Origin of the sequence: Burkholderia sp. Ac-20365, from assembly GCF_017104715.1 — a bacterium.
GTDB lineage: Bacteria > Pseudomonadota > Gammaproteobacteria > Burkholderiales > Burkholderiaceae > Paraburkholderia.
In genome coordinates, this window is sequence record NZ_JAAGPI010000044.1 from 14151 (window position 1) to 33857 (window position 19707).

Annotated in this window: 19 protein-coding genes; 10 read left to right on the top strand and 9 right to left on the bottom strand. The window is 62.6% G+C overall.

Translation table 11 applies throughout. The annotated features are described in order from the left end of the window. Nucleotides 1-13: 13 nt before the first annotated feature. Together G3O01_RS39080 and G3O01_RS39085 are read right to left on the bottom strand one after the other, a co-directional pair. On the bottom strand, nt 14-2299 hold the full coding sequence (locus G3O01_RS39080; RefSeq protein WP_205812779.1) for an NADP-dependent malic enzyme: 2286 nt from the start codon (nt 2297-2299) through the stop codon (nt 14-16). A 298-nt stretch (nt 2300-2597) separates the two neighbouring features. After that, on the bottom strand, nt 2598-3830 hold the full coding sequence (locus tag G3O01_RS39085; RefSeq protein WP_205812781.1) for an MFS transporter: 1233 nt from the start codon (nt 3828-3830) through the stop codon (nt 2598-2600). Between the two features lie 334 nt (nt 3831-4164). Between G3O01_RS39085 and G3O01_RS39090 the strand changes: the two genes are divergently transcribed. Continuing rightward, on the top strand, nt 4165-4851 hold the full coding sequence (locus tag G3O01_RS39090; RefSeq protein ID WP_035991642.1) for an orotate phosphoribosyltransferase: 687 nt from the start codon (nt 4165-4167) through the stop codon (nt 4849-4851). Between the two features lie 128 nt (nt 4852-4979). On the opposite strand, the gene G3O01_RS39095 is transcribed toward G3O01_RS39090, so the two are convergent. Beyond that, nucleotides 4980-5687, bottom strand: coding sequence for a response regulator (locus G3O01_RS39095; protein WP_205812783.1), 708 nt, complete (start codon nt 5685-5687; stop codon nt 4980-4982). Between the two features lie 265 nt (nt 5688-5952). On the opposite strand from G3O01_RS39095, the gene G3O01_RS39100 reads away from it, so the two are divergent. The 6 genes from G3O01_RS39100 to G3O01_RS39125 all read left to right on the top strand — a co-directional run bounded on the left by G3O01_RS39100 (nt 5953) and on the right by G3O01_RS39125 (nt 12772). Next, complete coding sequence (locus tag G3O01_RS39100) at nt 5953-6573, top strand: YbhB/YbcL family Raf kinase inhibitor-like protein (RefSeq protein WP_205812785.1); 621 nt, start codon at nt 5953-5955, stop codon at nt 6571-6573. A gap of 137 nt (nt 6574-6710) precedes the next feature. Further along, a complete protein-coding gene (locus G3O01_RS39105) occupies nt 6711-7286 on the top strand; it encodes a flavodoxin family protein (RefSeq protein WP_205812786.1) in 576 nt (191 codons plus the stop codon). A 159-nt stretch (nt 7287-7445) separates the two neighbouring features. Next, complete coding sequence (gene argC, locus G3O01_RS39110; protein ID WP_205812788.1) at nt 7446-8393, top strand: N-acetyl-gamma-glutamyl-phosphate reductase; 948 nt, start codon at nt 7446-7448, stop codon at nt 8391-8393. Nucleotides 8394-8935: 542 nt separating this feature from the next. Beyond that, nucleotides 8936-10330: a DUF2957 domain-containing protein gene (locus tag G3O01_RS39115; RefSeq protein ID WP_205812789.1), complete on the top strand. Its 1395-nt coding sequence runs from the start codon at nt 8936-8938 to the stop codon at nt 10328-10330. 156 nt (nt 10331-10486) lie between these two features. Further along, nucleotides 10487-11734 (top strand): DUF2957 domain-containing protein, encoded by a 1248-nt coding sequence (locus G3O01_RS39120; protein ID WP_205812796.1) that lies wholly within the window; start codon nt 10487-10489, stop codon nt 11732-11734. Between the two features lie 252 nt (nt 11735-11986). After that, nucleotides 11987-12772, top strand: coding sequence for an OmpW family outer membrane protein (locus G3O01_RS39125; RefSeq protein WP_241024653.1), 786 nt, complete (start codon nt 11987-11989; stop codon nt 12770-12772). A 280-nt stretch (nt 12773-13052) separates the two neighbouring features. On the opposite strand, the gene G3O01_RS39130 is transcribed toward G3O01_RS39125, so the two are convergent. Continuing rightward, nucleotides 13053-13700 carry a LysE family translocator gene (locus G3O01_RS39130; RefSeq protein WP_205812802.1) on the bottom strand — a complete coding sequence of 216 codons (648 nt, stop codon included), beginning with the start codon at nt 13698-13700 and terminating at the stop codon, nt 13053-13055. A 138-nt stretch (nt 13701-13838) separates the two neighbouring features. Continuing rightward, on the bottom strand, nt 13839-14708 hold the full coding sequence (locus G3O01_RS39135; protein WP_205812803.1) for an NAD(P)-dependent oxidoreductase: 870 nt from the start codon (nt 14706-14708) through the stop codon (nt 13839-13841). A 101-nt stretch (nt 14709-14809) separates the two neighbouring features. On the opposite strand from G3O01_RS39135, the gene G3O01_RS39140 reads away from it, so the two are divergent. Together G3O01_RS39140 and G3O01_RS39145 are read left to right on the top strand one after the other, a co-directional pair. Further along, on the top strand, nt 14810-15565 hold the full coding sequence (locus G3O01_RS39140; protein WP_205812804.1) for a Mut7-C RNAse domain-containing protein: 756 nt from the start codon (nt 14810-14812) through the stop codon (nt 15563-15565). 97 nt (nt 15566-15662) lie between these two features. Continuing rightward, nucleotides 15663-15950 carry a hypothetical protein gene (locus G3O01_RS39145; RefSeq protein ID WP_205812805.1) on the top strand — a complete coding sequence of 96 codons (288 nt, stop codon included), beginning with the start codon at nt 15663-15665 and terminating at the stop codon, nt 15948-15950. A gap of 146 nt (nt 15951-16096) precedes the next feature. On the opposite strand, the gene G3O01_RS39150 is transcribed toward G3O01_RS39145, so the two are convergent. After that, nucleotides 16097-16306 carry a hypothetical protein gene (locus G3O01_RS39150; protein ID WP_109480236.1) on the bottom strand — a complete coding sequence of 70 codons (210 nt, stop codon included), beginning with the start codon at nt 16304-16306 and terminating at the stop codon, nt 16097-16099. A 325-nt stretch (nt 16307-16631) separates the two neighbouring features. Between G3O01_RS39150 and G3O01_RS39155 the strand changes: the two genes are divergently transcribed. After that, complete coding sequence (locus tag G3O01_RS39155; protein ID WP_205812806.1) at nt 16632-17570, top strand: DMT family transporter; 939 nt, start codon at nt 16632-16634, stop codon at nt 17568-17570. A gap of 44 nt (nt 17571-17614) precedes the next feature. On the opposite strand, the gene G3O01_RS39160 is transcribed toward G3O01_RS39155, so the two are convergent. From G3O01_RS39160 to G3O01_RS39170, 3 genes are all read right to left on the bottom strand, one after another. Next, nucleotides 17615-17881, bottom strand: coding sequence for a hypothetical protein (locus G3O01_RS39160; protein WP_205812808.1), 267 nt, complete (start codon nt 17879-17881; stop codon nt 17615-17617). Then, entirely contained in the window at nt 17878-18075 is a 198-nt protein-coding gene (locus tag G3O01_RS39165; RefSeq protein ID WP_205812809.1) for a hypothetical protein, read from the bottom strand. Before G3O01_RS39165 ends, G3O01_RS39160 begins: the two co-directional genes overlap by 4 nt. 264 nt (nt 18076-18339) lie before the next feature. Further along, a complete protein-coding gene (locus tag G3O01_RS39170; RefSeq protein WP_205812859.1) occupies nt 18340-19515 on the bottom strand; it encodes a YbfB/YjiJ family MFS transporter in 1176 nt (391 codons plus the stop codon). Nucleotides 19516-19707 lie beyond the last annotated feature (192 nt).

Below are 19707 nucleotides of genomic sequence, written 5' to 3' on the forward strand. Positions count from 1 at the left end.
AACGACCGCCAGATTACTTCACGGCGTGCCGGTTCACGTTGGCGTTCGCCGAAGCCACCGCCGTCATGTTGATGATCCGGCGCACGGTCGCAGCCGGCGTCAGGATGTGCACCGGCCTGGCCGCGCCGAGCAGGAACGGACCGACCGTCACGCCTTCGCCGCCGATCATCTTCAGCAGGTTGTACGTGATGTTCGCCGCTTCGACGTTCGGCATGATCAACAGGTTCGCTTCGCCCGTCAGCGTCGTGCCGGGGAACGCGGCCTTGCGCACCGCTTCCGACAGCGCCGCGTCGCCGTGCATTTCGCCGTCCACTTCGAGATGCGGCGCGCGTTCGGCGATCAGCTTGCGTGCGGCAGCCATACGCGCCGAAGACGACGACGGAACGCTGCCGAAGTTCGAGTTCGACAGCAGCGCGACCTTCGGCACGATGCCGAACTTCTCGATTTCGCGCGCGGCGAGAATCGTCATGTCGGCGAGTTGCTCGGCCGTCGGCACTTCGTTCACGTAGGTGTCGCTAATGAACAGGTTGCGGCCCGGCAGCATCAGCAGGTTCATCGCGGCGAAGTTATCGACGCTTTCCGCCTTGCCCAGCACCTGTTCGACGAACTTCAGATGCTCGTGATACGTGTCGATCAGACCGCAGATCATGCCGTCCGCGTCGCCGAGGTGCACGAGAATCGCGCCGATCAGCGTGTTGAACTTGCGCATCGCGGCCTTCGCGACTTCAGGCGTGACGCCTTCGCGCGCGCCGATTTCGTGATACGCCTGCCAGCTCTTCTGATAGCGCGGATCGTCTTCCGGATTGACGATCTCGACGTCCTCACCGCACTTGAGCTTCGAGCCCATCTTCTTCAGACGCATCTCGATCACGCTCGGGCGGCCAACCAGAATCGGCTTCGCGATCTTTTCGAGCAGCACGAATTGCGCGGCGCGCAGCACGCGCTCGTCTTCACCTTCCGCGAACACGATGCGCGCCGGTTGCGCCTTCGCCGCCGCGAACACCGGGCGCATCACCATGCCCGTGCGATAGACGGTTGCGCCGAGTTGCTCGCGATACGCGTCCATGTCCTGAATCGGACGGGTGGCGACGCCAGAATCCATCGCGGCCTGCGCAACGGCCGGCGCGATCTTGATGATCAGACGCGGATCGAACGGCTTCGGAATCAGATAGTCGGGACCGAATTCGAGCGAATGGCCTTCATAAGCCTTCGCGACTTCATCGCCCTGATCGGTTTCTTCCGCGAGTTCGGCGATTGCGCGCACGCACGCGAGCTTCATTTCTTCCGTGATCGTCGTCGCGCCGACGTCCAGCGCGCCGCGGAAGATGAACGGGAAGCACAGCACGTTGTTAACCTGGTTCGGATAGTCCGAACGGCCAGTCGCGACGATACAGTCCGGGCGAACCTTCTTCGCTTCTTCCGGACGGATTTCCGGTTCCGGGTTCGCGAGCGCGAGAATCAGCGGCTGCGTACCCATGTCCTTGACCATTTCCGGCTTCAGCACGCCTGCGCTCGAGCAGCCGAGGAACACGTCCGCGCCCTTGATCGCGTCAGCCAGCGTGCGCGCTTCCGTATTCGCCGCGTAACGCTCCTTCGACGGATCCAGATTGCCGCGCCCTTCGTAGATCACGCCCTTCGAATCGATGACGAGCACGTTCTTCTTCGACAGGCCCAGATTCACCAGCAGATCCAGACAGGCGATAGCCGCCGCGCCCGCACCCGAGCACACCAGCTTCACTTCTTCGAGCTTCTTGCCGACCACTTTCAGGCCGTTGAGAATTGCCGCCGACGCGATGATCGCCGTACCGTGCTGATCGTCGTGGAAAACGGGAATCTTCATGCGCTCGCGCAGCTTCTTCTCGATGTAGAAGCATTCGGGCGCCTTGATGTCTTCGAGGTTGATGCCGCCGAGCGTCGGCTCGAGCATCGCGATCGCTTCGACGAGCTTGTCGGGATCGGACTCGCTCAGCTCGATATCGAACACGTCGATGCCGGCGAACTTCTTGAAGAGACAGCCCTTGCCTTCCATCACCGGCTTCGCGGCGAGCGGCCCGATGTTGCCGAGGCCCAGCACGGCCGTGCCATTCGTGATCACGCCGACGAGATTGCCGCGCGACGTGTACTTCTGCGCGTCGAGCGGTTCGTCGAAGATCGCCATACATGCGGCTGCGACACCCGGCGAATACGCCAGCGACAGGTCGAGCTGGTTCGAAAGCGGCTTGGTCGGCGTGACCGAAATCTTGCCGGGCCGGGGATTCTGGTGGTATGCGAGAGCGCTTTGCTTCAGTTGTTCGTCCATTTTCTAACCTGCGAGACGTTGATAATTGGGCCCCGGCTCAATGTCACGTGCTGCGCTGGCCAATGTCGACAGGATGCTCGACGGCGGCGATTCTCGCGTGCGCCGGTTGGGCGCGGCGTCAAACCTCAGCGGAAAGCGAATGGCGCTGAGCTTTTTCGGGTCGACCAGTGTACACCCCGAATGCGTCATTTCGGGACAGGTTTTGTACCGGATGGATAAGCCGGAGCCGCGCCAGTGCTTGCTGCAGCGCGACATGAAAGCACTTCCACTGCGCGCGCTGGCGCGCGGCGACGCGGGCTTATTCGAGCGCTGCGCCGCGGCGTTCCGGAATCAGAAAGAGCGTGGCGAGGATGTCGAGGATGTAGATCGAAGCGAGCAAGCCGAGCGCCGCCGCGAACGAAAACTGGGCGGCCAGCGCGCCGACCGCGACGGGCCCAAACCCGCCAACCGCACGACCGATGTTGAACAACACGTTTTGCGCAGTAGCGCGGGCATCGGTCGGATACAGCTCAGAGATCAGCGCGCCGTAGCCGCCAATCATCCCGTTCACGAACATGCCCATCACCGCGCCGCCGATCAGCAGCGCGTACGGCGTGCTCAATTGCGAGTAGACGTACACCATCACGACCGCGCCCGCCTGATAGAACAGGAATGCAGGCTTGCGGCCGAAGCGGTCAGCGGCGACGCCGAACAGCCAGATTCCTGCAGCCATGCCGAGCACGGTAACGGCCGTCCACAGACCGGAGCGCGTCAGCGAGTAGCCGAACGTTTTCGACAGATACGTGGGCAACCAGATCATCAGGCCGTAGTAGCCGAAGTTCTGCACCGAGCAAAGGATCGCGACGCCGATGCTCGCGCGCGTTGTGCGTGAATCGGCGACGAGCAGTTTCAGCGGCGGCTTGCGCATGCCGCGCGCGACGCGTTCAGTGAAGAGCGCGGGTTCCTCGACGCGCCGTCGCACGAAAAACGACGCGATGGCCGGCAGCAGCCCGATCGCGAACATTCCGCGCCAGCCGATCATGGGCAGCAGCAAAGGCGTGAGCAGCGCTGCCGCCAGCACGCCCAGTTGCCAGCCGAGCCCGACATATGACGACGCCCGTGCCCGCAATGCCGCCGGCCACGCCTCGGCGACCAGCGCCATGCCAATGCCGAACTCGCCGCCAAGACCAATGCCCGCGATGGTCCGGTATACGAGCAGATCGCCGTAGCCTTGCGCCAGCGCGCACAGCCCGGTGAAGACGGCGAAGATCAGAATGGTCCACGTGAGCATGCGCACACGGCCGAAATAGTCGCTCAACACGCCGAAAATCAGCCCGCCCGCGACCGCGCCGACCAGTGTCCACGTCACCAGCGACCCGGCTTGCGTCGATGAAAGGTGCAGATCAGCGGCGATGGCAGGCAGCATGAAGCCGAGAATCAGCAGGTCGAAACCGTCCATCGCGTAGCCGAGCACCGACGCGATCAGCGCCCGGGCGGCATAGCCGGGGCGCGCGTCCTGCGCGGTCTGGGTTGGAGAAGGAGCGATATTCATGAGCGGCAACCTGATGCAAACGGGAACCGGAGGCGGTCCAGCCGCCTTCGGAAGGAAATCTGGCGTGAGTGTAAAGGCGCCAGATTGGCGTCACAACCTGGCCAGAATGCATAAGCCAAACGCACACCCGGCAGTTGCGCCTACCCTGATTCGCCGCCCGGCGCCCTGGGAACAGTCCGAATCGGGTAAAATATCGGGCTACGCGCGCAGCAAATCCGGACTGTTTCTCGACTCGTCCGGCATGTTTCGCCCATCAGGGCGCGAAACGTTACGACTGCTGCGCCATCGGGCCGCGCGCCCGCCCTCCTAGCTCACCACACCGAAGGATTCGCCCATGACAGGCTTCGATCGCCAGACGATCTCCGACACGACCGCAAAAATGCTGCTGGAAGTCCAGGCAGTGCACTTCAACGCGGAAAAACCGTACATCTTCACTTCCGGCTGGGCGAGCCCCGTGTATATCGACTGCCGCAAGCTGATCTCGTATCCGCGCGTGCGCCGCGGCCTGATGGAAATGGCGGAAGCGACCATTCTGCGCGACGTCGGCTACGAGCAGATCGACGCGGTCGCCGGTGGCGAAACGGCAGGTATTCCGTTCGCCGCGTGGCTGTCGGACCGTCTGATGGTGCCGATGCAATACGTGCGCAAGAAGCCGAAGGGTTTCGGCCGCAATGCGCAGATCGAAGGTCTGCTGACGGAAGGCCAGCGCGTCCTTCTGGTCGAAGACCTGACCACCGATAGCCGCAGCAAGATCAACTTCATCAACGCGCTGCGCACGGCGGGCGCGCAGGTGAACCACTGCTTCGTGCTGTTCCACTACAACATCTTCAAGGAAAGCGTGTCGGTCCTGAAAGACATCGACGTGGATCTGCATGCGCTTGCCACTTGGTGGGATGTGCTGCGCGTCGCGAAGCAACAGGGCTACTTCGAAACGAAGACGCTCGACGAAGTGGAAAAATTCCTGCACGCACCGGCTGAATGGTCGGCAGCGCACGGCGGCGCAACGGCTGCACCGCAATAAGCACGCCGCCTGCTTCAACGCTGGCCGCACATACGAAAACGCCGCCTGTCCTAAGGACAGGCGGCGTTTTTTATTGCCATCGCTTTGGAGCGGTTGAGAAGCCGCCAGGCGGCTTCTTGCCTTAATGCTTAAGACCCGCTCGGTGGCGCGCTCCCCGTATCCGCCTCACCCGGCGCATACGAAGACAGATTCATCAAACCGTTACTCTGCGCATACTGAAATAGTTCGGAATCCCGTTCAAGTCCGAGCTTGCGCATCGCGGTGTTCTTCTGCGTGCTGATCGTCTTAATGCTGCGGTTCAGCTGCTCAGAAATTTCCTTGATAGTCATGCCCGACACGAAGAGCCGAACAACTTCGAGTTCGCGTTTCGACAGAATCACCTCGTCACTCTTGCCGCCCGCGTTCATGCGCAATGTATCGAGCGACGCCTTCACCGACGGGCTCATATATTCGAGATGGCGGCTGACGTGCTGCACTGCAAGACCGATATGACTTAGATCATCTGATTTATTGACGACCGAGATCACGCCTAACTCGTTCAGACGCTTCAACAGCGCGGCGTTTTCGAGCATCGTCAGGACAACGATAGGCAGGTCGGGGAAATTCCGACGCAGATAGCCAATCAACGGCAAGCCGTCGCCATATTGTCCACCAGGCATCGCGAGATCCGTGACGAGTACGTCGCACGGCGTCGTCTGCAAGATCTTCACCAGCTCGGTGGACTGCTTTGCGCGCGCGACCACACGAATGCCCTGAAACTTGAGCAACGCCTGCTCGGCACCAAAGAGAATTACTGGATGGTCATCGGCGACCACGACCCTGATGGGATCTTGCATGGCCCTTCCTTCAACTGACAATCCACGCTCCGAAACTTCAGTCATGCAACAGTTCTTAGTTCTAAATTTCTAGGACTTGTCTGCTTGCTTACATCTACAGACGATTGCAGCGACTATAGCCGATTTCGCGCCGCGTCGGCCCCTCGTCACGCACAAATGCCCGCACAAGATGTAATGTTAGACTCGATTTGTCGTTTGAGTACAAAAAAGGACAATAATCCCTCGTAAGGACGATTCTTTACGAGCCTGACAGGAGTTTCGGCACATGCGCATGCGTTGTCCGGTCGTTCCGCCTGCTTCGTCCCGTACGTTCCTGCCGTTTCTGTTTTTCGCGCGTTCGCGTGTTGCTTCGCTCGTTGCTGTCGCGGTTGTACTGCATACGTCCACAGCTTTTGCTGCCGACACTGCATTCACCGTCACGAGCACCAACCTTCGCACGGGCGGCGCCGTCGACAACGCACAGGTGTTCGACCGCGACGAGTGCAAAGGCCAGAACCGTTCGCCGCAACTGAGCTGGCACAATCCGCCCGACGGCACCCGCAGCTTCGCCATCACCATGTTCGATCCCGATTCGCCCGGACGCGGATGGTGGCATTGGGCCGTGGCAGGCATTCCGGCCAGCACCGACCGCCTGCCGGAAAACGCAAGCGCATCCGGCTTTCTCAAAAAACTCGGCGCGGTCGAGTCCCGCAATGACTTCGACGTCGATGGCTATGGCGGTCCTTGTCCGCCGCCCGGCAAGCCGCATCGCTACGTGATCACCGTGTACGCGCTGAACACGCCCAATCTCCGGCTCGCGCAAGGCCGGCCGTCGCTGATGTTCGACCACGAGATCAGCACGGCGACCCTCGGCTACGCCCGCATGACCGTCACGTATGGCCGCTAGTCTTCGTCATCGGCGTCAGGACGGATGGCGCGCTTCACTCATCGCGTCAGAGCAGACCCAGGCGTGATGACCGAATGAACTCAGCCCGGGTTCGCCCACTCGGATTGACATCATTGTTTGCAACGATGGAGCGGTCTATGTCAAAAATCATCATCGTGTATCACAGCGGTTACGGCCATACGAAGAAACTGGCCGAAGCCGTGCTCGCGGGTACGCTCGACGGCGGCGCCGATGCGAAGATGGTCGCGGTCGGCGAACTGGACGATGCCGGCTGGGCGGAACTCGACACAGCCGATGCCCTCGTCTTCGGCGCGCCGACGTACATGGGCGGCCCGTCCGCCGACTTCAAGAAATTCGCCGACGCCAGCTCGAAACCGTGGTTCGCGCAAAAGTGGAAGGACAAGGTCGCGGCCGGCTTCACCAACTCGGGATCGATGAACGGCGACAAGTTCTCGACGATCCAGTATTTCATCACCCTCGCGATGCAGCACGGCATGATCTGGGCGGGACTGGGCATGATGCCGGCCAACACCAAGGCCGCGACGCGCAACGACGTGAATTACCTCGGCGGGTTTGCGGGCCTGCTGTCGCAGTCACCCGCCGATGCCACCGCCGAAGAAGCCCCGCTGCCCGGCGACCTCGACACCGCCAAGGCATTCGGCGCCCGCATCGCGGCCGTCACAGCGCGCTGGAAGGCCGGACAGCCCGGATAGATGCAGGCGGGAACGCACACTGTCATGCCGCTGTCACTGTTGCGGTGCAACGTGTTTTTCAGCCAATTTCGCGCACGCGCCGCCCCACGGTCTTAAAATAACGTTCCGGCGCGGGCAGCGCCGGGTTTTTCCGCCGTTTTATCAGCCAGCGAGATCGAGATGAGCACGAAAGTTTTTGTCGACGGACAGGAAGGCACGACCGGCCTGAAGATTTTTGAGTACCTGTCGCAGCGCGCAGACGTTGAAATCCTCCGCATCGAAGAAGCGAAGCGCAAGGATATCGACGAGCGCCGTCGTCTCATCAACGCTTCGGACGTTACGTTCCTGTGTCTGCCGGACGTCGCGTCGCGCGAATCGGCCTCGCTGGTCGAAAACGACCGCACGGTGCTGCTCGACGCAAGCACGGCTTTCCGCACCAGCGCCGACTGGGCCTATGGCCTGCCCGAACTGGCCCGCTCGCAGCGCGAGCGCCTGCGCACCGCGAAGCGCATCGCCGTGCCCGGCTGCCATGCATCGGCATTCGTGCTGGCCATGCGTCCGCTGGTGGATGCGGGCGTCGTGTCGGCGGATTTCGCCGCGCACAGCTATTCGATCACCGGCTACAGCGGCGGCGGCAAGAAGATGATTGCCGACTACGAAGCGGGCGGCAACGCGAAACTCGACAGCCCGCGTCCGTACGCGCTCGGCCTCACGCACAAGCACTTGCCGGAAATGGCGGCGCACACGGGCCTGAAGAACGCGCCGGTGTTCACGCCGATCGTCGGCAACTTCTTCAAGGGTCTGGCCGTGACGACGTATTTCACGCCCGGCCAGCTATCCAAGCCGACCACGCCGCAAGACGTCGTAGCGCTGTTCTCCGAGTACTACAGCGGCGAGCAGTTCGTGCGCGTCGCGCCGTTCAACGCCGACGAGAACCTCGACAGCGGCTTTTTCGATGTTCAGGCGAACAACGATACGAATCGCGTCGACCTGTTCGTGTTCGGCAACGAAGAGCGCTTCGTCACCGTCGCGCGCCTGGACAATCTGGGCAAGGGCGCATCGGGCGCGGCCATCCAGTGTATGAATCTCGCGATCGGCGCAGACGAAGCCGCGGGCCTCAAGCGCTGATATCCCCCGCGACGGCGCCCGCCGTCCCGCATCGCACAAAGCCGGCATTCAAACGCCGGCTTTTTCTTTTTATGCTTATCCATCCGTGATTTAAAACGCCTTATTCAAACGCGGCGTAAATCCTTTCGATTTTCACACTACCTCCAGCAGTCCTTAAAGCAGGTATTTACTGCTGCCTCTTTTCCCTTATACGCACCTATTACCGCATAGGGATATACCCGATTTTTTTACGAACGAGCGTTCGAAGATGATAGACGCATTTTGCTGCGTCGCCCGTCCAACAAGGCTGAGCGGCGGCACAGCGAAATCGGTCGAATTTCGCAAAATGTTGTTTTGTTTAAAAAGGCGTGCAACACAGCGCTAATGCGACCGTCCGCGAAAAATACGCTGTTTGAATCGGGTTTTTTAGACGGTTCGTTCAATTGACAGCCTAAAAACGCGCAGCGACATTAGCTCGCAAATTAGACAAACGCAAATAAATTGCATCCGACGGGAGCAAGACGCAAAAGCGCCGACTTTCGTCGATACAGGGAGACAGCAGCATGTACGCCAATTCAAAGTGGCTGGCATGTGCCATTGCCAGCGTGCCGTTTTTTGTTGCCTGCGGAGGAGGAAAAGCAGGCGATCCCGGTCCGATCAACACGAACCAGTGCTCGGGATCGAGCTGCGGCGTGCAAGGGCCGCCCGCATCGACGCCCGTTACAGGCTCGCTCTGCCCCGCCGACGCCGACATCGTCTCGAGCACATATCTGGGTGGCGCGGGCAGCGGCGAAGTGGTGTCGCTGAACATCGACGCCGTGAAGATGACGTACACGCTGAAATTCTTCGACTCGCCGATTCCCGTGTCGGCGGGCCAGGTCGACAACACGCGCGCCAATACGACCGTCACGGGCGCCGTCATGCATCCGCCCGCGGGCATGCTGCCCAACGCCGAGCAGACGCGCTGCGCGTTCATGCTGACACCCGCGTCGGGCATCGCGCCTTCGACGGGCACGACCTACACGACGCCGTTCTCGCAGACCAATCCGCCCATCGTGTTCGTCGGCAAGGGCGTGGCGGGCGGCGGCATTCCGGGCGCGACGATCTCGTACGCAGGACTGCTGGGGGCCGGCGCAGTCACCTCGCGCACCTTCGATTTCTACCCGTTCCTCGGTTTCGCCAGCACGTCGACCGATCTGACGAAGCTCGCCGGCACGTACAACGCGATGCTCTACCACCTGCAGCCGACCAGGAGCTTCGGCGCCCGCGCCATCAACACGATTGAAACGTTCGCGGCCGACGGCTCGTGCAGCGGTTCGGGCGCCTCGGTCACGCCGCCCGGTTCGGCCAGCACGCCCGGCGGCTGCCTGACGACGGGCGCCGCGTACGCGCTCAACGCCAACGGTTACTTCGACAGCGCGACGGCTCCGCAGATCGAGGATCAGTACACGGTTGCCCTGCTCGGCGGATTGACGACGGGCAAATCGGCGAAGGCCCACATGATCCTCGGTCAGCTCAACGGCGCGACCGTCCCCGTCGTGGTCCGCACGGGCAACGTCAGCACGAACATTCTGAGCCTCGCGATCGACGACGAATCCGGCATCGCGCTGCTCGAAAGCGCGGCACCGCTTGCATCTGGCGGCTTCAATGGTGGCTATGTCGGCGCGGACTCGAACTTCAAGTACACCGCGTCGCTGATCACGGGCGGCACCGGCAGCTTCATCAATCCGACCACGCAGGCGGCGGAAAGCGGCTTCACGCTCAGCTACGGCGCAGACAGCCCTGGCGTCGTCGTCGTCACCGATGCGCAGGGCAATACAGGCAGAGCAATCGCGGGCGGCGGCCTTTACGCGGTCTTCATCAATGGCACCGAGAACGGCGGCGTCACGCCGAGCTCCGCCAACGCCGATACCGTCGGTTCGCCGTACTTCAGCGTCGGCGCGCAAATCAGCAAGTAAGCGTCATTGGCACCAACCGCTCAGAAAGGCCGTGCAGCAGGAGGAAGCACTCGCAGGCGAACGCAGCAGATGCACAGACAAGCAGCATCGCTAGATCACAAGACCGAGAGGCGGCTGGACTGGGAGCTGGCCGCCCATAACAAGACTGGAGGCACGATGAACTGGAAGATCCTTGCGGCGCTAGCCTTTGCAGCGCCCCTGCTCGGCGCGTGCGGCGGCGCTGGCAGCGAGAGTGCGCCCCCCGTGGAAGCGCGTCTGTGCCCCGCGTCGCTCGATTACGGCACGACGTTCACGGGCGGCGGCGGTGACGGCGAACTCGTCAAGCTGCAACTCGATACGACCAAGCTGACCTGGCAGGTCACCTATGTCGAATCGCCGATTCCCGCCACCACGGGCACCGTCGAGCCGACCCGCAAAGGCCAGACGGCCTCGGGCACGCTGACCATGGAAACGCTGCTTCCCACCACCAAGCTCAACCAGTGCGCGTTTCGCCTGAACGGCGCGAGCCTCGATCCGAACCGGCCAGCGCGGATCTTCGTCGGTGAGGGCGTCGCGGGCGGCACGATTCCAGGCGCCGAAATTTCGTTTGGCGGCATTCTCGGCCAGGGCGCGGTGCCCGACACGAAATTCCCGTACTACCCGTTCATCGGCTTTTCGTCGATCGAAACCAATCTGGCGAACATCGTCGGCACGTACAACCAGCTTGGTTATCACCAGATTCCGTCGCAGAACTTCGCACCGACTGTCGTCGATACGAAGATCACCATCAACGCCGACGGCACCTGGACCGAGTGCGACAACGCGGGCGTCAACGCCGGCAAGTGCCAGCAGCCGGGCACGAACTGGGTGCAATCGTCCGATGGCAGTGGCGCGTTCGAAACCGACAACTTCCAGGGACAAGGCAAGCCGACCCAGGCGTCGTCACCCGCGGGCAAGGGCTACATGATCGTCGGCAAGTTGCGCAACCAGAACGTGCCGATCCTGATCCGCACGGGCTACGCGACCTCGACGGTCGGTTCGAACCCGCTGGGCGGCGTGATCCTTCCGGTCGCCGACGACGAATCGGGAATCTCGATCCTCGCGCCGCAGACGAGCGTCGCCGTCAACTCGCAGAACGGCGAGTACATCGGCGTCGACAGCGAGTTCAACTACCGCACCAATGCCCTCGCCGGCACGCAGGCGACGCTGCTCGATCCGTTCAACGCGTCGCAGGCGTCGCTCACCAAGGCGTTGAATCTCGACTTCACGCAGGCCGTGCCCGGCGTCGTGACGTCGACGTACACGAGCGCCGCGGCAGGCAGCGCGCCCACCGGCAAGTTCATTTTCACGGGAGGCGTGTTCGGCTTCCTCGACTTGTCGAACGCGTCGTCGCCGTACTTCACCATCGGCGCCTTCGTCCAGTAAGGGCGCGAGGTCCGCAGCACAGAACGCAACGAGGCGACCGCCGCCCGACCGCTTCCCTGCCCGCACGCAGGGAAGCCGGCAACGGGAAGCGCAGCCGACGGCGCAGCGAGCGCCGTCGCGCGCGAGGCAGGCCGCCCGCTCAGGAGGAACACAATGAAAAAGCTCTTGGACGCGGCTTTGCCCAATGCATCGGCCGCTGCGCGCGCCGGTGTGCTGGCCGGCGCATTGGCCGCAGCATTGATCCTGCTAACGATGCCCAACGCGTATGCGCAAAAGGCGGGCGACAACCTCGTCAGCCTCGGCTGGTTCCACGTGATGCCGCAGGATTCGAGCACGCCGCTCACGACGACTGTCGCACCCGTGCCGATCAACACGCCGCTGCGTTTGCCGAACTCGTTCACGTCGCCGGGCACCGGGTTGTCGACCAATAGCGCCGACACGCTCGGTCTCGTCTTCTCGCACTTCGTCACCGACCATTTCGCGGTGACGTCGGTAGCGGGTGTGCCGCCGAAGTTCAAGCTCTACGGACACGGCACGATCCAGCCGCCCGGCCCGGCGGGCGCGCTCGGCAAACAGGATATCGGCGACCCGGCCGTCAACCCGATCGTCAAGAGCGTGCGGCAATGGAGCCCGGCGCTGATTTTCCAGTACTACTTCGGCAAGCCCGAGGCGAAGTTCCGGCCGTTTATCGGCATCGGCGTGTCGTACAACTGGTTCAGCGATATTCAGCTGAACGACAACTTCGTCAAGTCGACGCAGGATAACCTCGGCGCGATTCTGGCCGCGGGCGCAGGCAAGCCGGGGAAGACGACCGTGGAGGCGAAGGCGTCGTCGTCGTGGCAACCCGTTTTCAATGCGGGCGCGATCTACAACATCACCGATCGGTGGGGCATTACAGCGTCCGTCACCTACATTCCGCTGAAGACGACGTCGTCGACGATCATCAAGGCTGCGGATGGGACGGAGCTGGCTGTATCGAAAGCCGAGCTGAAGGCGGATCCGATCATCACGTATCTGGCCGTGTCGTACCGATTCTGATCTGAGGGGCGGATCACCAAACGCAGGGCAAAAAAAAGCCCGCCAAGCTGGCGGGCTGAATCCATATCAGAGGAGACATGGAGGAGACAAGACGAACTATAGCAAATGACTTGGTGCGTTGCAACATGCCCAACTAGAGCGCGCGTTCTATATGACCAAAGGGTGACAAAACGTCGCACCATTTATGTCGGGGTATATTTTTGTGCTCCGCATCATTCGCTGGATGCGCCCAGCGACAGTACTCGCTGCAGCGTGATCAGCGGCGAGCCCGAAACCGGCGTCAGTGCCGCACCAGCGCCATCATCGCGCCGAAGCCGACGAATACGCCGCCCGTCAGCCGGTTGAACGCCTTCGCGACGCTGCTGCTCTTCAGCTTCGCGCCGATCTGCGTGCCGCAGCCCGCGTAGACAACGTACCAGCTGACTTCCATCACCGCCGTCGTGGCGACGAGAATCGCGAATTGCGGCAGCGTCGGGCGGGAGGCGTCGATGAATTGCGGCAACAGCGCTGCCGAAAACAGAATCGCCTTCGGATTGCTACCGCCGACCAGAAAGCCGTTGCGCATCGATGCGCCGCGCGACGGCGCGCGCTTGCTGGCGGGGTCACTCACGGAAGCATCCATTTGCGCCGTAGCCGTTTCGCTTGCGGGCGCGCGCCACGCCTTCACGCCGAGCCAGATCAGATACGCCGCGCCGAGCAGGCGCAGCGCGTTGAACGTCGTCGGCCATGCTTTCAGGAGCACGCCGAGTCCAGCGACGGAAACAGCCAGCATCAAGATCAGCGACATCAGACAGCCGGCCATCGTGGCTGTGGTTTGACGCATGCCGTAGCGGGCGCCGTGCGTCATCATCAGCAGCATGTTCGGGCCGGGAATCGCGCAGACGACGAAGATCGTGGCCACGTAAAGCCACCAGGTATGCAAACTCATGATGCGTATTGCTAGATGAAGATCGAATGGAAAATGAAAAACGGGCGGGACGGACATTATGCCCGCCCCGCCCGTTTTCACGTCGCTCGTCGACGCTTGCGGCGCAAATGACCGCAAGCACGGACAAACGCCGCGCCGTCAGCGTCCCGCGCGGCGCGACGCGACCTGGCCCAGCACCGCGAAGTCCTTTTCGCCGTCACCGTGGGCGACCGCTTCGATCAGGCTGTCGCGCACGACGCTCGCCACCGGCATCGGCGTCGACACCGACTCAGCCGCGGCCAGCGCGAGGCGCACGTCCTTCAGACCGAGACGCGCCTTGAACAGCGCCGGCTCGTAGCGCTGCTCCGCGATCATCCTGCCGTAACCCTGATAAACCGGGCCGGGGAACACGCTGTTCGTGATCACATCGAGGAAATCCTGCATCGCGACGCCGTGACCGCCGAGCAAGGCCGACGCTTCGCCCAGCGATTCCACCGCCGACGCCAGCATGAAATTCGCCGCCAGCTTCACGACGTTCGCCTGCTGCGGCAGCGAGCCGATGCGCCACGTCTTCTGGCCGATCGCATCGAACACGGGCTGAACACGGTCGATCGCTTCAGCGGGTCCGGCGGCGACGATCGTCAGCTTCGCGGCGGCTGCCACGTCGGGACGGCCCATCACGGGCGCCGCGACGTAATTCAGGCCGCGCCCGGCGTGCGCCGTCGCGAGTTCTTCGGCCAGCGCGACGGAGATCGTCGCCATGTTCACGTGAATCAGGCCGCGCGGCGCGTGCTCGAGCAGCGACGCGCTGATGACCTCGCGCAGCGCGGCATCGTCGGCGAGCATCGAGAAGACGGCGTCGCCCGCGAAAGCCTCAGCGGGCGAACCGACAACCTGCGCGCCGAGTTCGACGAGCGGCTGCGCCTTGTCCGGCGAACGGTTCCACACGCGCACGCTGTGCCCGGCTTTCAACATGTTTGCGACCATCGCGGCGCCCATCTCGCCGAGACCGATAAAACCGATGTCCATCAATTACTCCTGTTCAAGAACCCGAAGTAGAGCATAGCCGCGCGCGTCGTGCAGGTAATTGCCCATCGGCGCGGCGCCAGGTGCGGTGCGATACTGACGTCATGGTCACGGCCACCTTCCGCTTCTATGAAGAATTGAACGACTTTCTGGCGCGGCCGTTGCGCCGGCAGTCGTTCAGTTGCGAGTGCGCGCGCAACGCCACCGCGAAACATATGATCGAAGCGCTCGGCGTGCCGCACACGGAAGTCGAGCTGATCGTCGTGAACGGCGAATCGGTTGGTTTCGATCATGCGCTCCACGATGGCGACCGTGTCGCTGTCTACCCGAAATTCGAGGCGCTCGACATCCAGCCGCTCCTGCGCGTGCGCGAAAAGCCGCTGCGCGTGGTGCGTTTCGTCGCCGATGCGCATCTTGGCGGGCTCGCGCAACTGCTGAGGCTCGCGGGCTTCGACACACTTTACGACAATCACTTTGCGGATTCGCATATCGAGTCGATTGCGTCCGACGAAGGCCGCATCGTGCTGACGCGCGACCGCGAATTGCTGAAGCGCCGCACGATCACGCACGGCTGCTATGTGCGCGCGCTGAAACCTGAAGCGCAGCTGCGTGAGATTTTCGACCGGCTCGACCTCGCGCGCAGCGCGCGGCCATTTCGCCTGTGCCTGACGTGCAACGTGCCGCTGCGACGCATTCCGAAAGACGAAGCGATCGGACGCGCGCCCGAAGGCGTGCTCGAACGGCATACACAGTTCGTCACTTGCGACGTGTGCCGGCGCGTCTTCTGGGAAGGTTCGCACTGGCGGCGCATGCGCACGCTGATGGACAGCGTGACAGGCATGGAAACACCTGCAAAATAGGCGCGCATCGCGCGCAGCGATTGGACACGCGTGAGTCATTGACGCAGCGCGCGATGCGTACAATGCTGGATTGCTTACCCGTTAGAGGCCTTTCCGTATGGCAATGAAGAAATTCGACCTTGAGAAAAACAAGGCGCTGAAACTCGGCAACGACTTGAAACAGGCGTCCTCCGCCGACCGCTTCGGCAAAGCGTCGTCGCTACAGCCGCAACTGGATCGTCGCGAGCAGCGCAAGCTCGACCAGGCCAAAGGGCTCGTGCCGTTCGCGTGCAAGCTGCCGGATTCGCTCGTCGATCAATTGAAAGAACGCGCCGCGACGCATCCCGAAGGCATGAACGGGCTGATCGCCGAGTTGCTCGTCAACGGACTCGCAGCGGGCGTTTGAGGGGCGCTTTCGCGACGCGTCGCGCTGTTCAACGCGCGAGCGCCTGTCGAACACGTCAGAAATGCAAAAGGCCGAAGCATTGCTTCGGCCTTTCTCGTTGCTGCGCCAGCATCGCCAGAAGGCGGCCGGCGCGACGAACGGGCTGCTTAGTTCTGCGTGCCCTTGTCGTTCGTGCCAGCAGCCGAAGCAGCCGACGACACGCCAGCGCGCTTGCCGTGCGTCTTCAGTTGCTTGTGAGCGTGCTTCGGCTTCGCGGTCGCGGCGGCTGCCGGCGCTGCGTCGGATGCCTGTGCGAAAGCTTGAACGGACACCAGCGCGAGCGAGGCGGTGACGAGCGAGGCGATGATCTTCTTCATATGTGTTATCCCCAAACCTGACGACTGTAAGTCAAATGTTGAATTGAACAGCATGATGGTGAAGCCGGCCCGGCCACACAGCGCCTTGCGGCTCCCCGCGGCGAGTATCACGCAGCGTAGGCGGTTTGTCATCCGGTAAAGCTCGATATGTATTTTCCGGGAGACAGCATCCTTACTGAATGCTTTCGACATGTCGACGCTTCGCCGACGGTACTCGCAGGTATCATGTCGGCTGCCATTCAATGCGGGGCGTTTAGTCTGAACAGAAGAGCGCGAACTACGTCCGCGTCACTGTGAAACGCCTCGTCCAGTCAGGAATTTCCGCTTGAAAACCGCCACCCGCCAACACCTGCGCGCGAATCTGCTGATGCTCGTCGCCGCGATGATCTGGGGCAGCGCGTTCGTCGCGCAACGCCTGAGCCTCGATGCCATCGGACCGTTTCTATTCACCGGCTTGCGCTTTCTGCTGGGCGCGTTCGTCGTTCTGATCGTGTGGTCGGTCGTGCGGCGTCGCGGGCAGGCGGATACACAGGCCCTTTCGCCTTCGCGCTCGCCCAAGCTGTGGCGCGACGGCGCGATGCTCGGCCTGCTCGTCGCGGTTTCGATCTCATGCCAGCAGATCGGCCTGCAATATACGAAGGTGGCGAACGCGGGCTTCATCAGTTCGCTCTATGTCGTGATCGTGCCGTTGATAGGCGTCGTGTTGCGCCATCAGACGGGTGTCGGCGTATGGCTCGGCGCGCTGCTCGCGGCGCTCGGCATGTACTTCCTGAGCGTCGACGAGCATTTTTCGATTCTGTACGGCGACTGGCTGCAACTGGCGGGATCGGTCGTCATTTCGGCGCAGGTCGTGCTGGTGAGCCGCTTTGCGCGCCGTCACGATCCGCTGGCGCTGGCACTCGTGCAGTTCGTGGTTTGCGGCATGGTAAGTCTTGCAATTGGACTTGCCGTCGATCCACTGCGCATCGCCGATATCGTGCACGCCGCGCCGACCATTCTTTACGGTGGCGCGCTGTCAGTGGGCGTCGCGTACACGATCCAGGTGGTCGCGCAGAAAGACGCCGCGCCTGCGCACGCGGCGGTCATCTTCAGTATGGAAGGCGTGTTCGCCGCGCTCGCCGGCTGGCTCGTATTGGGCGAAACACTTGCGCCGCGCGCGCTGCTCGGCTGCGCGCTGATGCTTGCGGGATTGATCGTGTGTCAGGTGATGCCGATGTGGACGGCGCGCCGCGAAGTCTCGTCCGATTCTGCGGAACCGGCCTGAAGCGCGAGTCGTTCCCTCGCGCTTACGGCAGTAACGTTCGACGTTTACGCGGCCGCCTGCGCCGCCTCGCGTCGCCAGCTTTCGACCGGGCGACGCCGGTTTGAAGTCGGCGGAAACACGCACCAGCAACCGTCGCCGTGCCGAAAGAAGAATAACGAGCGCAAACCGTCCGGCGCGGACGTTTCGACCCGCACATAGCGTGTGTTGTCCCATCTGGTACGGCCGAATTGCGTGACATGCACGGGCGCCGAAACCGGCCCGAGCCACTTTTCGACCAGGAAACGCAGCGACTGCTCTGTGGCGTTTCTCATGACGTTCTCCACGTCGTCTTGTCGCGGGTGTTCTCGCGCGCCGTGTCCGGCTTGTCCTGCTCCGCTTCCGCTGCCTCTTCCGCCGCGAGCTCGATTGCCCGTTGCGTTGCAGCCGCGCGCAGCGTCCTGCAATTTGCCGCGTGCCGCATGTCCGACAGCATCCGGACCAGTTGTCGCGCGTTTCTGCGTTTCATATGCACCCCCGCACCGCACAAGAGACTTGAGAAAGCACTTTAACTTTAGGCGTTGATCTCGCGTCTCTCTAGTTGTTTTGACGAAATAGCAACAGTCAAATTCGAATTGGATGACTGAGTATTTCATCGGTTTTCATCGTGCTCCCGGCGGAGCGCCCGATCTGTGCGCTGGCGACCGCAACGCAGCAACTGTGCACGCCGCGTTGCGCATGGAATGGCACTGAATATGCGGTCGCAAGTTGTGCAATGCTTCCGCACCAACGGTCAGTTCACCGAATGGGCGCGTGGCGTCAGACTTCTCTGTACTGCAGCAAGTAACGCGCCTACCGCAAGCAGGCATGCCGAATAGATGAGACCGCGTTCGAGGCCAACGCCGTCCGACACCCATCCAATCACCGTCGGCCCGACGATCTGGCCGAATGCGAACACGATAGTGAACGCGCTGATCCCGCGGCCCCAATGCGCGGCGGGCAGGTTGTGGCGCACAAATGCCGTCGTAGAGGCAACAGCCGACAGAAAAGTCGCGCCGAACAGTACGCCCGACGCGAACGCTACGACAGGATGCGCGACGATCGCGGGCATCAGCGTCGCCAGCGCGAGCAACGCATTGAGCAGCGCAAGCGCCTGGCCGCCGCGCATGCGGTCGAGCAGCTTCGACCAGATACGCGCCGACACGATCGTCGCCACGCCCAGCAGCAGATAAAAGCCCGTTACGACGCTTTCGCTCATGCCGCCATTGCGCAGCAGCGCGATGATGAACGTCATGTAGCCGATATAGCCGACACCGAACAGCCCGTAACCGGCGAGCGCAAACGCGTAACGCCGCATCGGCGCGGCGCGCTGCGCGATTGCGGCAGCATCCGCCGAACCCTTGTGCAACACGTGTTGTCCGTCGATACGGCACGCGGCGCGACCGGCGACGAACGACAGCACGACACACGCCAAAGCAAGCGCGAACCACGCAATCTGCCAGCCATGCGCGCGATGCGCCGGCGCAAACGAAGCAAGCGACACCGGCACCAGCAGCGCCGACGCGACGATGCCCCAACCCGTGCCGCCGTAATAGAGTCCGAGCACGAGACCCGCATCGCGCGGGCTCGATGTCGCGAGGCGCGCAGCCAGCACACCGCCGCTCACGAAAATGAACGCACTCGCGATGCCCGTCGCGACGCGCTGCACAAACAGCGCGTTGGTATCGGACAGCAGCCCTGTGATGGCCATCAGCAACGCCGTCGCCGCGCATCCGCCGACAAACAGCGCGCCTGCCGACCAGCGCCGCGACACGCGCGGAAACACGAGCGCGCCGAGCAGATAGCCGAGCGCGTTCGCCGTGTTCATCGCGCCCGCCTGCGCGAAGGTCCAGCCGAGATCGGTTTTCATCGGCGGCAATAGCAGCGCGTACGCAAAACGCGCGAGCCCCAGCGCAATCGCGCTGCCCATCGACAGGCTCACGGCCAGCCAGAGCGTCGGCCAGCGTCCCGGCGAATCGGCTGCATTGTCGTGCGGGGAAATGTCGCGTCGGGCGAAACCAGTCGTCATGTCGTTGTTTGTATCGGGCGATTGGGCTATCACTGTACATCGCGGGCGCGTAACCCGACCTTGGGATTCGCAACGCATCGCCCGCAGCGCGAC

Bases quoted from the DNA above. Each gene is read 5' to 3' on its own strand.
- G3O01_RS39080 (WP_205812779.1), bottom strand. From the start codon at position 2,299: ATGGACGAACAACTGAAGCAAAGCGCTCTCGCATACCACCAGAATCCC.
- G3O01_RS39085 (WP_205812781.1), bottom strand. From the start codon at position 3,830: ATGAATATCGCTCCTTCTCCAACCCAGACCGCGCAGGACGCGCGCCCC.
- G3O01_RS39090 (WP_035991642.1), top strand. From the start codon at position 4,165: ATGACAGGCTTCGATCGCCAGACGATCTCCGACACGACCGCAAAAATG.
- G3O01_RS39095 (WP_205812783.1), bottom strand. From the start codon at position 5,687: ATGCAAGATCCCATCAGGGTCGTGGTCGCCGATGACCATCCAGTAATT.
- G3O01_RS39100 (WP_205812785.1), top strand. From the start codon at position 5,953: ATGCGCATGCGTTGTCCGGTCGTTCCGCCTGCTTCGTCCCGTACGTTC.
- G3O01_RS39105 (WP_205812786.1), top strand. From the start codon at position 6,711: ATGTCAAAAATCATCATCGTGTATCACAGCGGTTACGGCCATACGAAG.
- argC (WP_205812788.1), top strand. From the start codon at position 7,446: ATGAGCACGAAAGTTTTTGTCGACGGACAGGAAGGCACGACCGGCCTG.
- G3O01_RS39115 (WP_205812789.1), top strand. From the start codon at position 8,936: ATGTACGCCAATTCAAAGTGGCTGGCATGTGCCATTGCCAGCGTGCCG.
- G3O01_RS39120 (WP_205812796.1), top strand. From the start codon at position 10,487: ATGAACTGGAAGATCCTTGCGGCGCTAGCCTTTGCAGCGCCCCTGCTC.
- G3O01_RS39125 (WP_241024653.1), top strand. From the start codon at position 11,987: ATGCCCAACGCGTATGCGCAAAAGGCGGGCGACAACCTCGTCAGCCTC.
- G3O01_RS39130 (WP_205812802.1), bottom strand. From the start codon at position 13,700: ATGAGTTTGCATACCTGGTGGCTTTACGTGGCCACGATCTTCGTCGTC.
- G3O01_RS39135 (WP_205812803.1), bottom strand. From the start codon at position 14,708: ATGGACATCGGTTTTATCGGTCTCGGCGAGATGGGCGCCGCGATGGTC.
- G3O01_RS39140 (WP_205812804.1), top strand. From the start codon at position 14,810: ATGGTCACGGCCACCTTCCGCTTCTATGAAGAATTGAACGACTTTCTG.
- G3O01_RS39145 (WP_205812805.1), top strand. From the start codon at position 15,663: ATGGCAATGAAGAAATTCGACCTTGAGAAAAACAAGGCGCTGAAACTC.
- G3O01_RS39150 (WP_109480236.1), bottom strand. From the start codon at position 16,306: ATGAAGAAGATCATCGCCTCGCTCGTCACCGCCTCGCTCGCGCTGGTG.
- G3O01_RS39160 (WP_205812808.1), bottom strand. From the start codon at position 17,881: ATGAGAAACGCCACAGAGCAGTCGCTGCGTTTCCTGGTCGAAAAGTGG.
- G3O01_RS39165 (WP_205812809.1), bottom strand. From the start codon at position 18,075: ATGAAACGCAGAAACGCGCGACAACTGGTCCGGATGCTGTCGGACATG.
- G3O01_RS39170 (WP_205812859.1), bottom strand. From the start codon at position 19,515: ATGGGCAGCGCGATTGCGCTGGGGCTCGCGCGTTTTGCGTACGCGCTG.